Genomic DNA, 15,795 nt, shown 5'->3' with positions numbered 1-15,795 from the left:
AAAGGATAAAGGGATGATATAAATGAAACGGTTCATTGGTCTAATTTGTATACTTGTTGGTGTTTTTTTGATGATTGGGATGCTTTTCAAAAATGGAGATCTCTTTCATTTGAGCTTTTCTCGTGATAAAGCGGTCACAACAGCTTCAGCGAAAAAGGATGAGGTTGAACAATTAGATATCTCTCTTTCTGGATTTCGCATCAAGGTGAAGCCGGAAGATCGTTCGGATATTTCTGTGATGGTTGTGAATGGAAAAGGGAAAATGTATGCGGAACAAACAGGCGGAACATTCAAAGTCCGTGCTGAAAATAAAGGATTTTTGTTTTTCTCTGCATTTGAAAAAGGAGAACTCTTAGTCAAAATTCCAACAGATTATCATAAAGATGTGAAAATAACAGGTGGAATCGGCGTGAGCGAAGTAAATGGCGAAGGAAAGCTGTCTCTTCAAGATGTGACGCTCAAATCAACGAGCGGAAACCTCACAGCTGAGAACTTCTCAGCAAATCGAGTGGAAATCAAGGCGACTTCTGGCAGACTCTCAGTGTCTCATATTGATGCGAAGGAAAGTGATATTGGTGCCACTTCTGGTCGTGCTGATATTCAAGATGTAAAAGGAAAGCTGCAATTAGGCATGACAAGCGGCAGGCTGACAGCAAGCTTTGATACAATTGATTCACCAGTCGACTTTCACATGACATCAGGCAGTGCGAAATTTAACTTGCCAGATGAGGGAGATTTCAAAGTCCAAGTGAAAAAAACGAGTGGACGTATTGATCATTCGTATGATTTTGACCAAGTGGATAGTGAAGGCCGAGGTTTTACAGGCACGCATGGGAAAGGGACACACTTAGTCGATATTGAGATGACAAGCGGAAACTTAAAATTGCGGTAAACAAACGTAAAAAGGAAGGAGGCGAGTCAACTGCGTTTTTCTAGAAATCAAATTTTAGGCATCATTGTGGTGATTTTTGGTATTAATCTTTTTCTCAAAATTATTGGGATTGGGGCAGACCTATTTTGGCCAGTGTTTTTTGCTCTAGCTGGTTATTGGCTGCACTCTCGATCTAAACGTTGGCTCGGTTCGGTTTCCTATATTTTTGCAGGCTTTCTCTTCTTGAAGTTTCTACTAAATATCACGTTTAGTTTGACTGGGTATTTATTTGCTGCCTTTTTGATCTATGCGGGCTATCGTTTATTGAAAAACAAACCTGTTTTTGATGTCGATAAAAAGGAATCATCAGACGATGGGAAGCCTTCACTGAAAGTCAATCTTGAAAAAGAGGGCGATCAGAAGAAAACAAAAAGCCAGGCAAAGCCGCGCAAAGAACATGATTTCTTTATCGGTGAAGTCAGGCTGATGAAAAAACCATTTCAATTAAGCGATTTGACCATTTCAGGTTTTATTGGCGATGTCAAAATCGATTTATCAAAGGCGATCATTGCTGAGGAAGAGAGCACGATCGTCATTAGTGGACTCATTGGAGATGTCGATATTTATGTACCTCAGGATATTGAAGTATGTGTGAGTGCTTCGGCTGCGATCGGTGATATGAAAATCATTGATGAAAAAAGAAGCGGGTTCGGCAGTAAAGTGTATGTCATGACAAATGATTATGACGAAAGCAAGCGAAAAGTGAAAATCTCCATCTCTCTATTGATTGGGGATGTGGATGTGAGGTACTTATGAGGAAACTGCATTTAGGCATCCAGTGGCAATCTGTTCGTCTGGCAGTCGGTATCTCGCTTGGCGTTGTCATCATGACGACATTCCCGATGTTTTTTTATTACCAGCTTGATCCCATGATTTTGCTGTCTACGCGGTGGTTCGGCATCCCGTTTTTTTGTATTTTACTCATTATTAGTCTCGCCATTGGTGTATCAGCGGGGCATGTGTTTGGCTATCAGCATAAGAAGCGGCTGGATCAGCTTGTAGAGTCGATTTTGAAGTTTGAAAATGGGAATTTTGCCTATAGACTGCCTTCTCTAGGTGATGATGAAATTGGTTTGGCGGCAGATCAATTAAATGAAATGGCGAAACGAGTGGAAGGGCAAGTAGCCTCCTTACAAAAGCTCTCAAATGAGCGAGCTGAATGGCAGGTTCAAATGAAAAAATCGGTTGTCTCTGAAGAGCGTCAGCGTCTAGCGCGTGAGCTGCATGATGCAGTCAGCCAGCAGCTATTCGCCATTTCGATGATGACGTCTGCGATTCTTGAAGGGATGAAGGAAAAGGATGAAAAGATTTTAAAGCAAATGCGACTTGTGGAACGAATGGCTGGCGATGCACAAAATGAGATGCGTGCACTTCTTCTGCATTTAAGACCGATCACCCTTGAAGGAAAAGACTTGAAAAAAGGCTTGATTGAGCTGCTCAATGAATTTCAGGCAAAGCAGCCAATTGATATTGATTGGGAAATAGAAGATGATGCTCCGCTGTCTAAAGGGGTGGAGGACCATCTGTTCCGAATTGTGCAAGAAGCCCTTTCCAATGTGTTTAGACATGCAAAGGCGACAAAGGTGACAGTGCGTCTGCTCATTCGAAACCGTCAAGTTCAGCTGAAAATAATTGATAACGGGATTGGTTTTCAAACAGATCATGTGAAGACTGCTTCCTACGGACTTGAATCGATACGAGAAAGAACAAGTGAAGTAGGCGGTGTCGCAGAGATTATGTCATTTGAGGGAAAAGGCACACAAATTGATGTGAAGGTTCCCATTTTTGATGAAGGAAAAGGAGAGAACGTTCGATGATTCGAGTGCTTTTAATTGACGATCACGAAATGGTGAGAATGGGTCTTGCTGCTTTTTTAGAGGCACAGGCGGATATTGAAGTCATCGGTGAAGCGTCAGATGGACAAAAAGGTGTAGAACTAGCGGTTGAATTAAAGCCAGACGTGATTTTAATGGACCTTGTCATGGAAGGCATGGATGGCATCGAAGCAACGAAAAGAATTTGTCAGGAAATAGAGGATGCCCGGATTATTGTACTGACGAGCTTTATTGATGATGATAAAGTGTATCCAGTTATTGAGGCTGGCGCTTTAAGCTATCTTTTAAAAACATCGAAAGCAGGAGAAATTGCTGATGCCATCAGGTCTGCGAGTATCGGCGAACCAAGGCTTGAATCAAAAGTAGCTGGAAAGGTCATGAACAAACTCCGCCATTCATCAAATGGGTCCATTCTGCACGATTCGTTAACCGCAAGAGAAATGGAAATATTAAAGCTGATTGCAGATGGGAAATCGAATAAGGTCATTGCTGAGGAATTGTTTATTACCATCAAAACAGTCAAGACGCATATTACCAACATTCTTTCCAAGCTTGATGTAGAAGACCGCACACAAGCGGCCGTGTATGCACATCGCCATAAGCTGATTCAATAAAAAAACAGCTTTCAAATGAAAGCTGCTGGAACATGCGCAAAATTAGTCCTTCTGTCCTGTGATTGGACGTTCGGATAGTTGATGGAGCTCAGGAACTGGAAAAGCCTCCTGCTCCTCGGCCGATTTGTCTTCCAGGGTTTTCTTCATCTCGGAAAGCAGCTTGACGCTTTCCTTTGCCACTGCCGCTTTTTTCTCTTGCAAATCAATGATCTGTGAAAGTCCAACAAATAAACCGCCTCCAATCAGAAGGAGCGCAGGGGTTTGTCCATAATAAATCACGATCAAAAATGTGCTTGAAAAGCTGTCGGCTTCAATGAAGAAATCTTCTTTTGATTGCATGAATACCACGACTAACAGAAGTATTCCTAGAATCAAAAATAGAATGCCGGCCGAAAGTAAAGCTCGTTTCATGATTGACACCCTTTTTTTCTTACCATTTTAACATACTCTATAAGGATTGTGTTGCGCCCTTAGTCCCGAAGTCACGGATTTTCACATTTACCTTGTAACGAATATCCGATTCACTAAAAATGTCATCCCAATGTTTTGCTTCTTTTCGGAATTCCTTCGGATAGGCAATACTCGCTTTTTGATAAAATCCACAAAAATCTGCTTTGATCTCATGCTGTAATTCCCCGATAAAATCTTTCACATTTTCCTCCAGTCGATGTGCCACGACTTTTTCAATTTCTTGGAGGTATTTTTCGTTAAATGAATTTTCCCGTTCATTCCAATCCTCAGACAATCTTCCATCAAGCTCCACTGATACATCAAATTGATATCTTCCGCTGGCTGTTTTATTTGTTTCAATGTTGTGTTTCAGTTTAAATATCTCAAAAGAATAGATGCTGTGATTATATTTAAATTCAACGACTCCGCCTTTTCCGTCCCCAGTCAATAGGTTGTATGACTGCAAGGCTAACGGAGAGATGTTGGTGAGAAATCGTTTGTTTTTAATAATAGAGGCACCGTCGAGTATTAATTTCCCTTGATCTACACTGACTTTCGGAACAGCAAAAGATACATTGTTTTGCATAGCAGAAGAAATATCTCCTAATGAAACGGGCTTTAACATACGTATGGTCGATTTTGTATTCCCAGAAATATCATATAGTGTAGAAGAAGCTGGCTGTCCATCGTCATTGATTTTCAGCAAGTCCCCTGGCTTCTCAGAGGTCATAAAGACGAGGCTTCCTCTCCGCGTTTCATTGTCTCGAATAAATTGATTAATGACCAAGTCGAAATTATTCTCACTGATGAGCTCCTCAGAAAATAAATACACCCTCAACTGCTGGGCGAAAATACGGTGACTTTTCAGTGTCGTTGTTCGGAAAATTTGATGTACGGAATCTCCACTAGTTTCAATAATCTTTGTTGGGTCTTTCACGCTGGATTCCTGTTCAATTTTTTGTGGAACAAGGACTTGCATAGATATTTTAAGCTTATGACCGTCATCGCCTTTATCTAAGCCGTAACCAATCGCCATGTTGAGCTCCTCAATATTGGTACTATCCCAGCATCCACTTAATAGAACAAGGGTCAGGATTGCAAAGGTTGCGTTCTTTTTCATACAGCTTTCCGCCTCCTTTTCAAAAACACGATGATAAATAAGAGAAACGGGAGAATACCGAATAAAAGGAAAAATAAATGGTTCACATAGGTTAAATAATCACGCACTGTATCAACATCCTTTGGGAAACTGGCGGCAAAGTAGATGACAATTCCCATCAACGCGAGCACGACCTTTTTAGGGAATTTAGTCAGTTTGGATACGCCCATTGCAGCAAAAAATGTATATCCTACAAAGCTCGTATAAAGCTGGACAAGCCAAACGATGAGCAAAAAGGATTCAATCCGTTCAATAAAAATCCCTTGTATATCAAACGATTGAAATAAGGCAATCGTCGGCCAAGTCAAAGTCGCTGTTTCTTTCACCGTGAACGCACCAACCACAAAAATATAGGTGAAAATATAGATGATCGCAGGAACCAAAAAGCCGATTGAGCCATAAGCAAAAGTGTGTTTTTGCGTTTTCATGTAGGTAGGCATAAACAGCATCATTTCAATACCTACAAATGAAATGGCTGATGCGTTCAAGGATTTGAAGACAGGGGAGAATCCCTCTCCTAATACAGGCCTTAGGTTATCTAATTTAAATTCTTGCACACTGAGTCCGTATGCAATAAATAAGATAATTAAGGTGACAATGAGGAAAAATGGGCACAGTCTGGCAAAATCACCAATTCCGCCAACTACGAGATAAAAACCAACCAAAATAAAACTGATCATTGTCACCGCTACAGGTGTGTTTTGAAGTAGAAAGAATTTCACCATCTCAGACATAGCCCGTACTTCATAGCTGGCAACGCCGAGAAAGTAAATAATAATCAACAGGTTGGCAAGTGAGCCAATCCATTTCCCAAGCCCTTCTTTTGTATAGTCATAGTAGGAAGAAAAGGAGACCTTTTTCATCATGAGCACATTGACAAAAATGAACACAATGTATATCACACTCATGAGTAAGAGTGCAATCCAGCCGTCAGGTGTTTGCGCAGCTTGAGCCATTGATCTTGGCAGAATCATCATACTTGCACCTAGCGTGGTATTGGCGATAATGGCACTTGCCTGATAGCTTGTGATCGACTCTTTATGATTGACCATATCGTTCTCCTTTCTTTTGATTCTTTAAAGGCAATCTGATGATGGAATTGTCCTCATTTTTATAACTAAACACAAAATCTGGTGAAAAATATGGGGTGCCAAAGCTTTTTTGTCTTGTCAAATGAGTGAGTAAGACGAGCATAAACAGGACAAGTCCATATAAACCGAATGCAGCTGCAGCAAACATGGACACAAAGCGAAGGACACGAAATGATATCCCCATTCCATATTGAGGAAAGGTAAAGGATGCAAGTGCAATGACGCTGACAATAATGACCATAATGGAGCTGACGATATGTGCTTGTACGGCTGCCTGCCCAATGACAACTCCGCCCACAAGTCCGATTGTTTGTCCAAGTGGATTAGGCAGTCTTAACCCAGCTTCACGGAGCAGCTCAATGGTCATTTCCATGATGAGTGCTTCTACAATAGGCGAAAAGGGGACATTCTCTCTTGTGCTTGAGATGGAAATGGCTAAAGTTGTGGGCAAAAGACCTTGATGGAAGGACACAAGGGCAATATAGATGGCCGATAAAAACAATGTGAGAAAGATGGACGTAAAACGCAGCAAACGAATCAGAGAGGCGGCGATCCATCTTTCATAATAATCATCAGGTGACTGCATAATCGTTGCGAGGGAAGCAGGCACAATTAAGATAAAAGGCGAATGATCGACAAAGATGGCGACGCGCCCATTGTTTAAAGCAGATGCCACTTTATCAGGCCGTTCTGTGTTTTGAATTTGCGGAAAAGGAGAATACACATTGTCTTCAATGAGCTCCTCAAGAATGCCAGAGTCTTGAATATCATCAATCGTGACTTGTTTGAGTCGCTTTTTTACCTCTTTTAAAACAGAGGGCTCAACGATACCATCAATGTACATGATCGATACTTGGGTGTATTTCTTTTCACCGATTTTCATGTCTACTGTTTTGAGATCAGGGTTTTTCAAACGCTGTCTGACGAGAGCTAAGTTCGTGTTGATATCTTCAATGAAACCAATTTTTGGTCCTCTTACGACGGTTTCAGACGTAGCATCTCCTAAATTGCGTTTCTTCGTTCCATGTGTTTCTAAAATATAAGCATGTTGAAATCCGTTAATCAGTACGACACAATGTCCTTGGAAAATAGCATCTACTAGCTCTTCAGAGGTTTTTACCGTACGGGTAGTCATCATCGATAAATTGGATTCTAGCTTCTCTTTTGTTAGAGAGGCATGATCTTGCAATAGCAGCTTTAAGAAGGATTGAATCTGCATCGCTTCGTTCATTTCTTTAATGTATAAATAGTAGACAACCTGTCCATGAGGCAATGTTTTTTTCTCATGGATCAAATCATCCATGTCCTTTAACTGAGGGAGAATGACAGAGAGATTATCGTATAAGTGCTCTTTCAATGGAGTTTGATTCAAAAGGATCACCCGCCTCAATTTCTTTTTCTTAGCATTACCTGCTTGAAAAAACAATATTCTGTGTTACATTATTTTGTGGTATATGAAAGAATCACGGTGTTGGAGGAAAGAAGATGGCGCAAATTCGTTTAGCAGGAACAAAAGAGGAGATCGACCGTATTCTACAGTCGTTTGACAAGCATTATGAGGTGACCTATACGTCAAAAGATTACGGAAAAACCAATCCGAAATACAAATATTCCAAAGATGTTCGTGTTTATATTGAACTAAAATTAAAATAAAGATAAAATTTTAATTGAAAACGCTTAAAGGATTTTCGTTTTTTGTATAGAATAGAGTTGAGTGATGAAGCTATGGAGGGATACATAATGACAGAATTTAGAATCGAAAAAGATACAATGGGCGAAATCAAGGTGCCAAAGGACAAGTTCTGGGGTGCACAAACACAACGAAGCAAAGAAAATTTCAAAATCGGTTCTGAGAAAATGCCAAAGGAAGTTGTGAATGCGTTTGCAATTTTGAAACGTAGCACAGCGATTGCCAACGAACGTCTTGGCAACTTAGAAAGTGAAAAAGCAGAAGCGATTGCTGCTGTATGTGATGACATCATCAGTGGAAAATATGACGAGCATTTCCCGCTTGTTGTATGGCAAACAGGAAGTGGAACACAAAGTAACATGAACATGAACGAAGTCGTTGCAAATAGAGCAACTGCTTACTTGAAAGATAAAAATAGTGAATTCAGCATTCACCCGAATGACGATGTCAACCGCAGCCAAAGCTCAAATGATACATTCCCAACGGCTATGCACGTGGCAGCTGTTTTAGCTGTGTACAAAAAGCTATTGCCTGCGATTGACCAGTTAAGAGCGACGCTTGATGAGAAAGCAAAAGCATACCAAGAAATCGTGAAAATTGGCCGTACGCATTTGCAAGATGCAACACCTCTTACAGTTGGCCAAGAGATTAGCGGCTGGGTGTACATGCTTGATCGTTCAAAAGAAATGATTTTAGAATCTACTGAAAAAATGAGAGAACTTGCCATTGGCGGAACAGCTGTTGGTACGGGAATTAACGCACATCCTGAGTTTGGTAAATACGTGGCAGAAGAAATCAGCCAGTTAACAGGTCAAACGTTCAATTCTTCACCAAACAAATTCCATGCGCTCACAAGCCATGATGAAATCACATATGCACACGGTGCGCTTAAAGCTCTTGCAGCTGACTTAATGAAAATTGCCAATGATGTGAGATGGCTTGCAAGTGGTCCTCGCTGCGGAATTGGTGAATTGATCATTCCTGAAAATGAGCCAGGCAGCTCCATTATGCCAGGAAAAGTCAACCCAACTCAAAGTGAAGCTTTAACAATGGTTGCCGCACAAATCATGGGGAATGATGCAACGATCGGTTTTGCCGCAAGCCAAGGAAACTTCGAGCTGAACGTATTTAAACCGGTCATCATCTATAACTTCTTGCAGTCAGTTGAATTGCTTGCTGACGGCATGAACTCATTCCATGACAAGTGTGCCGTTGGAATTGAACCAAACCTAGAAACAATCGAGAAAAACCTGAATAATTCATTGATGCTTGTGACGGCACTGAACCCGCACATCGGATATGAAAATGCAGCGAAAATTGCGAAGCTTGCGCACAAAGAAGGTTTAACGTTAAAAGAAGCTGCACTTCAATTAGAGCTATTAACAGAAGAGCAGTTTGAAGAGTTTGTGAAACCAGAAGAAATGGTGACACCGAAAGCAAAATAAAAACCAGAGGCCTCTGTGCCTCTGGTTTTTTTAATGGAAACTCCCTGAAATCACAGAAAAGAAGTTTGATGGTTTGTTTTTGTCACAATCATAAACCCAGGGCAAGCAAGCCCTGGGTTTTATAAATGATCTTCTTTTAGAATGCGTAATAAGGAGCCTGAGACAGGCTGAAGCGGTGTGTATAATTTCAATTGATAAAGCATGCCTTTGACGATGACTTGTCTTGGTTTTTGTTTGTTTAACTCGTTTTCTAAAATGCCAAGCGCTTCAAATAAATCTGGCTCGTCTTTCACTTCATAATGTGCTTCTGCCAGTTCTCTTAATTCTTTTAATAGAGATTCTGTGAGCGGGTCAAATGATCGTTCATAAATCGGGCCGAACCAGTCGCTTGCTTGGTCCACAGAAATGAGTGGAGGGTCATTGCGCTTCATCATACCGCCCATTAGATCATCAATACGGTGAATCATTGTTGCGGCAAGCTCCTCTGCTTCGAGCTGAAAATCATATAAAATGGCAAGCTCAAAGTAAACGTGACTCATGCCCTCAATCGTTAAACATAGATCAGCCATATAAGGAATGGCTGCATCTCCATACATTTGCTTCATGTTATCAATGTGCAGCTGAATCGTCGCAAGCCGAATTTGCTTTGCAAGCTGCTGCGTTTCTTCGTTCAATGGGAGCGCCCTGTCGCTTAGCTGCATTTTAATAAAATCCTTTTGCTGCAAAATATTATCGTAATAGACAGTGAGCTGTTTCCGGTAGGCTTCTTTTGGTGTGCCACCCTCTGTTTGAACCTCATGAATCCGGGTAAATACCTTATCGTAATAGTAATGCAAGATCGAAATAAGCAGTGCTTCCTTCGATTTGAAATAAAGGTAAAACGCACCCTTTGACATGTGGCATTCATCCGCAATTTCCTGAACAGACGTTGTATTATAGCCTTTGCTGGCAAATAACTTCATACCAGCCTCAATGATCATTTTTTCTTTCTTTTTCAATATGAATGTCATCCTTTCTTACCGAGAGACAAATGTCTTAGGAAACGTGCGCAAAGAGATGTGACTTATCGGTCATAAACGACAAAACTTTTCAAAAATTAATCAGATTGTAACTTGTTTTTTACAGTGTAATTCTTTATATTATAAAGTAAGGTGACCAACTGGTCAAAAAATGTGAAAGGATGATGTTCCATGAGAGAAATCGATGACATGATTAGACGGTTGAAAGCAAAAGGAATTCAAGTAGAAAAAGTCAAAATGCCGAAAGAGACAACCATTGAAAAGAAATGGATGTATCAAGCTGGCAAGAAAATCAAAGCCACATACCGTGATTTCAATGGGTATTCATTCATCTAAAAAAGACTGCGGTTTAAAACCTACAGCCTCTTCTTTGGAACAGTGATCGTATAGCGTACACCTAGTTCATCATTTTCAATTGATATGGACGCTTGATGCATTGAAAGAATTCGTTTGACAATGCTTAATCCAATGCCGAATTCGCCCTTTTTTCCCTTACTAAAAGGTTCGTATAGGCTGGATAGCATGTGTTCTTCAATTGGAGGGCCATCATTACGAATAACGATGCGGATTTGATCCTCTTCCTGCTTCATATGAATGTCAATTTTATTTTTTGCGTAGCGAAGTTGATTTTCTAATACATTTTCAAATAATTTGCTCCATTGTTCTGGATCGCCTTCAAGTGCAGCCTCATCATCTAAGTCCACGTTCCACTGCAATTCATTTTTCGACCAGCGTAAACGGTCAACCACTTCCAGCATTGTATTACTCACAAGGAAGGGAGAATGCGCCGGATGTTGTTTTGATAAATAATCAAGCTTTGTTAAATACAGCAAATCTTTGATTTTCTTCTCAAGCTTTTCCGCTTCGCCTTCAATCACTTCCACCGTTTGTTCAAGATCTCCTTTAGGAAAAATTCCATCTTTAATAGACTGCGTATAACCGCGGATGACCATTACAGGTGTTTTTAAGTCGTGTGATATATTTTGCAAAAGTGTTCGTTCTGTTTCATCCTTTTGAATGAGCTTTTGTCTCATTTCTTCAATCGTATGCCCCAGCTTGCCGATTTCATCTTGCCGGTCAACAATCACAGGATCGTCCCAGTCTTCTTGTGCAATGCGCTTGACGTGCTTTTCAAACGCAACAATTGGACGTGATAAGTAGCGGGCGAGCCAAATCGAAGGAATCCAGCTTAATAAAATAACCGTTCCTAAGATGAATATCAGCTGTTTAAAAAGCGTAAAGGACAAGTCATCTCGATAAGAATCGGGTGCATATGACAAGAGAATATATTGTGTATTGCCTGTTGAGACTTTTTTGATCACAAAAAAGATATGCTGGCCATTCACTTCTTCAGAATAGCGTTTTGTTGCGCTTTTTTGTTTTTTAACAAAGGACTGCACTTTTTCAATAAAGGCATGCGGGAAAAACTGAGCCATTTGATTTAATTCATCTGACGGAATCAGAATGTGCTGAACCGAGCGGTTTTCTGGTGTCGACTTTGGTGAGCCGTCTCGATTCAGAGGGTATTCTGTTAACACCTGCTGCTCGTTTTCGATGTTTTTATAAATTTCATTCGTAAAGAAGCTGCGTAATGTATTTGAAAATAAAATGATCAGGACAATCGAAATGGTGAGTAAAATGCCAGAGATGACAACCCAGATTTGAAAAGCGAGCGGTTTGTTCTTCATCCTTTTAGCATCCTATAGCCAAATCCATAAATGGTCTCGACTTTTAAGTCAGGCATTTTTTTGCGCAGCCGTCTGACAAGATCATCGACCACACGATCTGTCCCGAAGTAATCGTGCCCCCAGATCTTGACGAGGATATCTTCCCGGGAAAAGGCATGTCCTTGATGATGGGTAAATAAGAGCAGTAAATCAAATTCCTTAGACGTTAAGTTAATCAGCTGATCTCCTTCATACACCTCTCTTACGTCCTCATGAATGATATAGGAAGAAACGGGTGTGACGCTTTGCTGCGGTGTGTCACTGTTTTTATATACAAGCTCCAGCAGCTTTTGCACGCGGATGATCAGCTCGCGCGGGAGAAAGGGTTTCGCAATATAATCACTGCTCCCGAGTTCTAAGCCAAGCACACGATCAATATCTGCATCACGTGCCGAAATAAAAATGACCGGTACGTCAGGCGAGGCTGCTTTGATTTCTTTAATGAGTGTGTAGCCGTCTGTATCAGGCAGCATAATATCTAAAATCCATAGATGCGGGGGCTTGTTCATTGCTTTGCGTGCCGCTTCTCCGGTTAAAAAAGAGGAAACATTCCAATTTTCACTCTCTAAATATTTGGTCAACAGTTCATTTAAATTCTGCTCATCTTCAACTAAATAAATGGTGTACGACAAAGTCTTCCACATCCTCTCAACGTCATTATAACGGGATACAAAGGCGGCATGTCAACAATCACACGCTTTTTTCACAATTTCACATATTCTTCTCATCATTATCCCATAATGTTTGTTTATGATAAGCTCAAGGGAAAAAAGGGCATAGACAAAAGGCTAATGAATAGGTGCTTTTCACCAATGTGCGCACCTTGCTTTTTTTCTATGAATAAGTATTATATAATTTGACATATTGTCATAAAGAATTTTTCAATGATATTGCCATTAAGAGGACATGAGTCCTATCTAGACATATGAATGAAGCATTTCATGAAAATGATGCAAAGGAGTGCAAGCGATGGATTTCCGAAGAGAAGATGAAGAGAAAAAGATGAATGATCAAGAACACACACATCAAGAGAATGAGAAACAAATAGAAGAACCAGAAAAAGAGAAAGAACTCGTTTTTCACCACCATGAAAACGAAGCATCTGCCTCTCAAGAGAGGGTGACAAACGAATCTCCTCAAGTGATTGATGACCGTTCGTCTAAAAAGGAGAAAAAACGGAAGGCTGCATGGCTGAGTCCTATTCTTGGAGGGATTATTGGCGGCGGTCTTGTGCTTGGCATTACACCGCTTTTACCGCAGTCGCAAGATACAGCGGCAAACACTCAAACCCAAACAGCATCAAGCGAACCGGCTTCATCTGAAAATTTCTCAACAAAACAAATCACCAATGCGACGAATGTTGCTGATATGGTAGAAGATTTAGAGCCGACGATTGTAGGGGTCTCAAACTATCAATCTACACAAAACTCGTTCGGTCTTAGCGGTGATTCAACTGAAGCAGAAGCTGGAACGGGTTCTGGTGTCATCTTCAAAAAAGATGGCAAAAAAGCATACATTATCACAAATAACCATGTAGTCGAGGGTGCCAATAAATTAAAGGTCACACTATACGATGGAAAAACAAAAGATGCGAAGCTTGTCGGCAGTGACGTAATGACAGATTTAGCTGTCGTGGAAATAAATGCTGACGGCATTGATAAAGTTGCAAGTTTTGGAGATTCTTCTAAGCTTCGTGCTGGAGACAAAGTCATTGCGATCGGGAACCCGCTCGGTGCGCAGTTCTCTGGTACAGTAACAGAAGGGATTATTAGTGGTCTCGATCGTACCGTTGAAGCCAATACATCATCTGGAACCGTTGAGATGAATGTGCTTCAAACAGATGCAGCCATTAACCCTGGAAACAGTGGCGGTCCGCTAATCAATACAGACGGTCAAGTCATCGGCATCAACAGCTTGAAAATTAGCGAAAGCGGAGTAGAATCACTCGGATTTGCGATCCCAAGTAACGATGTAAAACCGATCGTAGATCAGCTGTTGAAAAATGGAAAAGTCGAACGTCCTTACCTTGGCGTACAAATGATTGACCTGGAGCAAGTGCCTGAAACATATCAGGAAAATACACTTGGCCTATTTGATAAACAAATCGGTAAAGGCATCTATGTAAAAGATGTTTCTAAAGGATCTCCTGCACAAAAAGCAGGCTTGAAGTCTGGAGATGTCATCATCAAGTTCAAAGGAAAAGATGTAGCGAACAGCTCACAACTGAAAGAAATCCTTTATAAAGAAACAAAAATTGGCGATAAAACGACAATGACTGTCATCCGTGATGGAAAGAATAAAAATATTGATATTACCCTTGGGCAGTCTGATAACGAATAAAAGAAAACAGGTGGATAAAAGATTCACCTGTTTTTTTGTGCCTATTTTTTTGAGGATAGTGTCCGTAAAATAATGTTTTCCCATACATTCCAAGGCAAGAGCTGCTTTGCTATGAATGAAAGCCGAACACCTTTCCCGACAAGATACCTTAGCTTTTTTAGCCGCTTCTTCTCTGCAAGCGAAACCACAAGCTCTGCAACTTCGCCAGGATCTCCATAGTTGTTTTTTTGCGCCTCTATATAGGACATCATTTTTTCATAAATAGCTGTGTATTTAGAACCTTCTGCTGGCGGCGTCATTTGCTCATTCATGGAGGTGTTCCAAATGTTCGTTTGGAAAGAACCCGGCTCAATCAAAGCGGCCTGAATGCCAAACGTAGCCAGCTCAATTCGCAAACTCTCTGTATAGCCCTCTAGCGCAAACTTTGACGATACATATGGAGAGAGTGCGGGCATTCCCATGAGTCCGCTGATACTGCTCATATTGAATATCTTTGCACCGCTCGTCATCAACGGAAGGACTGCTTGTGTCATTTCCATCACACCAAAGACATTGACTTCGAATTGCTCTCGGTACTGATCAACAGGCACCTCTTCAGCAAAACCAGCATAGGCCGTTCCCGCATTGTTCACAAGCAAGTGAATTGGAGCATAGGCATTAAGCCTTTTCTGAAATGCTTGAATGGACTGTGTATCTGTCACATCTAATGCTTCAATATGTATTGATTCGGATAAAGCGGCGTTCTTTACTTCTTCGGCAAGATTTTTCGCATTGGTCTCCTGTCTTACGCCAGCAATCACAGTGTACCCTTGCTGAGCGAGACGCAGTGTGATGAGTTTTCCAAAACCGCTGTTGGCACCAGTCACAATGGCTGTTTTATTCATCTTCCGGTTCTCCTTTTTGTTTTAATCTACCATAGTCTGCTGTTTTATTGAATAACGAAAAGGGGCTTGGAGAAGAATAAAAAACGATGCTATGAAATAGGAGGAAACACATGATGTGCTGGAAGAAGGCGGGACTGCTAGGAGTGCTGTTCTTTATGCTGTCTGGCTGTCGTTCAATCGAACCAATACAACATCCACATGAAGCAGAAGCTGAAAGTCTGTCAGCTGTTCAAATGAAGGAATTGCCATTTCAGCATTTGCAATTGCACGTACAATATGGACAAAAAAGCGAATTATATGAAGCTACCTATCGTCAAGCTGGTGGAAGAGAAGAAGCACTAATTCGAGATCATATGAATGGTGTCCGCTATGAAGGAGAAGAAGCTTTACGTGAAATGAAGATGAAGCTCAATGATATGTCGATTCCTAGTGCAAAGCTGAACGAAACATATGTCAATGAATTATTATCTGCTTTTAATTTAGATGATGATTATCAGCGGATACGAGTCGATATCAAGCTCGAAGATGGGACAAAACGCGCATTCGAAAAGAAAAAGTAAACGAGACTTTCTCATTTTTTAATTGAAAATGATTTTCAAGATCACTTAAA

At 40.8% G+C, this 15,795-nt stretch carries 17 protein-coding genes; 9 read left to right on the top strand and 8 right to left on the bottom strand.

Annotated features, from left to right (window positions below; all coding sequences use genetic code 11):
• The first annotated feature begins 22 nt into the window (after nt 1–22).
• From MHI41_RS15375 to MHI41_RS15360, 4 genes are read left to right on the top strand one after another with little or no spacing between them, the layout of a single operon-like run.
• Nucleotides 23–892 carry a DUF4097 domain-containing protein gene (locus MHI41_RS15375; protein WP_342494289.1) on the top strand — a complete coding sequence of 290 codons (870 nt, stop codon included), beginning with the start codon at nt 23–25 and terminating at the stop codon, nt 890–892.
• Nucleotides 893–922: 30 nt separating this feature from the next.
• Nucleotides 923–1,687, top strand: coding sequence for a cell wall-active antibiotics response protein LiaF (gene liaF, locus MHI41_RS15370; protein WP_034647740.1), 765 nt, complete (start codon nt 923–925; stop codon nt 1,685–1,687).
• Complete coding sequence (gene liaS, locus MHI41_RS15365) at nt 1,684–2,748, top strand: two-component system sensor histidine kinase LiaS (protein WP_008347087.1); 1,065 nt, start codon at nt 1,684–1,686, stop codon at nt 2,746–2,748. Before liaF ends, liaS begins: the two co-directional genes overlap by 4 nt.
• Entirely contained in the window at nt 2,745–3,380 is a 636-nt protein-coding gene (locus MHI41_RS15360) for a response regulator transcription factor (protein WP_007500305.1), read from the top strand. Before liaS ends, MHI41_RS15360 begins: the two co-directional genes overlap by 4 nt.
• A gap of 42 nt (nt 3,381–3,422) precedes the next feature.
• Here MHI41_RS15360 and MHI41_RS15355 read toward each other — a convergent pair whose 3' ends face one another.
• Genes MHI41_RS15355 through MHI41_RS15340 form a run of 4 tightly spaced genes read right to left on the bottom strand, consistent with a single transcriptional unit; the run spans nt 3,423 to nt 7,452 of the window.
• Complete coding sequence (locus MHI41_RS15355) at nt 3,423–3,791, bottom strand: hypothetical protein (protein WP_007500307.1); 369 nt, start codon at nt 3,789–3,791, stop codon at nt 3,423–3,425.
• A 37-nt stretch (nt 3,792–3,828) separates the two neighbouring features.
• A complete protein-coding gene (locus MHI41_RS15350; protein WP_277687577.1) occupies nt 3,829–4,950 on the bottom strand; it encodes a Ger(x)C family spore germination protein in 1,122 nt (373 codons plus the stop codon).
• Nucleotides 4,947–6,041 (bottom strand): endospore germination permease, encoded by a 1,095-nt coding sequence (locus tag MHI41_RS15345; protein ID WP_065461035.1) that lies wholly within the window; start codon nt 6,039–6,041, stop codon nt 4,947–4,949. Before MHI41_RS15345 ends, MHI41_RS15350 begins: the two co-directional genes overlap by 4 nt.
• Nucleotides 6,028–7,452 carry a spore germination protein gene (locus MHI41_RS15340; protein ID WP_272511102.1) on the bottom strand — a complete coding sequence of 475 codons (1,425 nt, stop codon included), beginning with the start codon at nt 7,450–7,452 and terminating at the stop codon, nt 6,028–6,030. Before MHI41_RS15340 ends, MHI41_RS15345 begins: the two co-directional genes overlap by 14 nt.
• A gap of 113 nt (nt 7,453–7,565) precedes the next feature.
• Between MHI41_RS15340 and MHI41_RS15335 the strand changes: the two genes are divergently transcribed.
• Complete coding sequence (locus tag MHI41_RS15335) at nt 7,566–7,733, top strand: YvzF family protein (protein ID WP_003213147.1); 168 nt, start codon at nt 7,566–7,568, stop codon at nt 7,731–7,733.
• Between the two features lie 87 nt (nt 7,734–7,820).
• Nucleotides 7,821–9,215: a class II fumarate hydratase gene (gene fumC, locus MHI41_RS15330; protein WP_050826600.1), complete on the top strand. Its 1,395-nt coding sequence runs from the start codon at nt 7,821–7,823 to the stop codon at nt 9,213–9,215.
• A gap of 119 nt (nt 9,216–9,334) precedes the next feature.
• On the opposite strand, the gene MHI41_RS15325 is transcribed toward fumC, so the two are convergent.
• Nucleotides 9,335–10,213, bottom strand: a complete 879-nt coding sequence (locus MHI41_RS15325) for a TetR/AcrR family transcriptional regulator (protein ID WP_342494288.1) — start codon at nt 10,211–10,213, stop codon at nt 9,335–9,337.
• A gap of 192 nt (nt 10,214–10,405) precedes the next feature.
• On the opposite strand from MHI41_RS15325, the gene spxO reads away from it, so the two are divergent.
• Entirely contained in the window at nt 10,406–10,570 is a 165-nt protein-coding gene (gene spxO / locus MHI41_RS15320; RefSeq protein WP_008347070.1) for an anti-adapter protein SpxO, read from the top strand.
• A gap of 20 nt (nt 10,571–10,590) precedes the next feature.
• Here spxO and MHI41_RS15315 read toward each other — a convergent pair whose 3' ends face one another.
• Together MHI41_RS15315 and MHI41_RS15310 are read right to left on the bottom strand one after the other, a co-directional pair.
• Entirely contained in the window at nt 10,591–11,922 is a 1,332-nt protein-coding gene (locus tag MHI41_RS15315; RefSeq protein WP_065461027.1) for a HAMP domain-containing sensor histidine kinase, read from the bottom strand.
• Nucleotides 11,919–12,593, bottom strand: coding sequence for a response regulator transcription factor (locus MHI41_RS15310; RefSeq protein ID WP_058213630.1), 675 nt, complete (start codon nt 12,591–12,593; stop codon nt 11,919–11,921). The genes MHI41_RS15315 and MHI41_RS15310 overlap by 4 nt, the downstream gene beginning before the upstream one ends.
• Nucleotides 12,594–12,930: 337 nt before the next feature.
• On the opposite strand from MHI41_RS15310, the gene MHI41_RS15305 reads away from it, so the two are divergent.
• Nucleotides 12,931–14,301, top strand: a complete 1,371-nt coding sequence (locus MHI41_RS15305) for a trypsin-like peptidase domain-containing protein (RefSeq protein WP_342494287.1) — start codon at nt 12,931–12,933, stop codon at nt 14,299–14,301.
• A 41-nt stretch (nt 14,302–14,342) separates the two neighbouring features.
• Here the strand turns inward: MHI41_RS15305 and MHI41_RS15300 are convergent, their stop codons facing one another.
• Nucleotides 14,343–15,185: an oxidoreductase gene (locus tag MHI41_RS15300; RefSeq protein ID WP_342494286.1), complete on the bottom strand. Its 843-nt coding sequence runs from the start codon at nt 15,183–15,185 to the stop codon at nt 14,343–14,345.
• Nucleotides 15,186–15,298: 113 nt separating this feature from the next.
• Between MHI41_RS15300 and MHI41_RS15295 the strand changes: the two genes are divergently transcribed.
• The gene (locus MHI41_RS15295) at nt 15,299–15,745 is read left to right on the top strand and encodes a YusW family protein (protein ID WP_171465740.1); all 447 of its coding nucleotides are present in this window, start codon (nt 15,299–15,301) and stop codon (nt 15,743–15,745) included.
• The last annotated feature ends 50 nt before the right edge of the window (nt 15,746–15,795 follow it).

Source organism: Bacillus sp. FSL M7-0307 (assembly GCF_038627835.1).
GTDB classification, from domain to species: domain Bacteria; phylum Bacillota; class Bacilli; order Bacillales; family Bacillaceae; genus Bacillus; species Bacillus altitudinis.
The sequence above is the reverse complement of the archived record's forward strand: the minus strand, read 5'-3'. Positions and strand labels throughout refer to the sequence as shown.

Excerpts from the sequence above, each read along its gene's own strand:
- fumC (WP_050826600.1), top strand. The coding sequence starts at position 7,821 with ATGACAGAATTTAGAATCGAAAAAGATACAATGGGCGAAATCAAGGTG.
- MHI41_RS15375 (WP_342494289.1), top strand. The coding sequence starts at position 23 with ATGAAACGGTTCATTGGTCTAATTTGTATACTTGTTGGTGTTTTTTTG.
- spxO (WP_008347070.1), top strand. The coding sequence starts at position 10,406 with ATGAGAGAAATCGATGACATGATTAGACGGTTGAAAGCAAAAGGAATT.
- MHI41_RS15345 (WP_065461035.1), bottom strand. The coding sequence starts at position 6,041 with ATGGTCAATCATAAAGAGTCGATCACAAGCTATCAGGCAAGTGCCATT.
- MHI41_RS15355 (WP_007500307.1), bottom strand. The coding sequence starts at position 3,791 with ATGAAACGAGCTTTACTTTCGGCCGGCATTCTATTTTTGATTCTAGGA.
- MHI41_RS15350 (WP_277687577.1), bottom strand. The coding sequence starts at position 4,950 with ATGAAAAAGAACGCAACCTTTGCAATCCTGACCCTTGTTCTATTAAGT.
- MHI41_RS15335 (WP_003213147.1), top strand. The coding sequence starts at position 7,566 with ATGGCGCAAATTCGTTTAGCAGGAACAAAAGAGGAGATCGACCGTATT.
- MHI41_RS15360 (WP_007500305.1), top strand. The coding sequence starts at position 2,745 with ATGATTCGAGTGCTTTTAATTGACGATCACGAAATGGTGAGAATGGGT.
- MHI41_RS15300 (WP_342494286.1), bottom strand. The coding sequence starts at position 15,185 with ATGAATAAAACAGCCATTGTGACTGGTGCCAACAGCGGTTTTGGAAAA.
- MHI41_RS15305 (WP_342494287.1), top strand. The coding sequence starts at position 12,931 with ATGGATTTCCGAAGAGAAGATGAAGAGAAAAAGATGAATGATCAAGAA.
- liaS (WP_008347087.1), top strand. The coding sequence starts at position 1,684 with ATGAGGAAACTGCATTTAGGCATCCAGTGGCAATCTGTTCGTCTGGCA.
- MHI41_RS15315 (WP_065461027.1), bottom strand. The coding sequence starts at position 11,922 with ATGAAGAACAAACCGCTCGCTTTTCAAATCTGGGTTGTCATCTCTGGC.
- MHI41_RS15295 (WP_171465740.1), top strand. The coding sequence starts at position 15,299 with ATGTGCTGGAAGAAGGCGGGACTGCTAGGAGTGCTGTTCTTTATGCTG.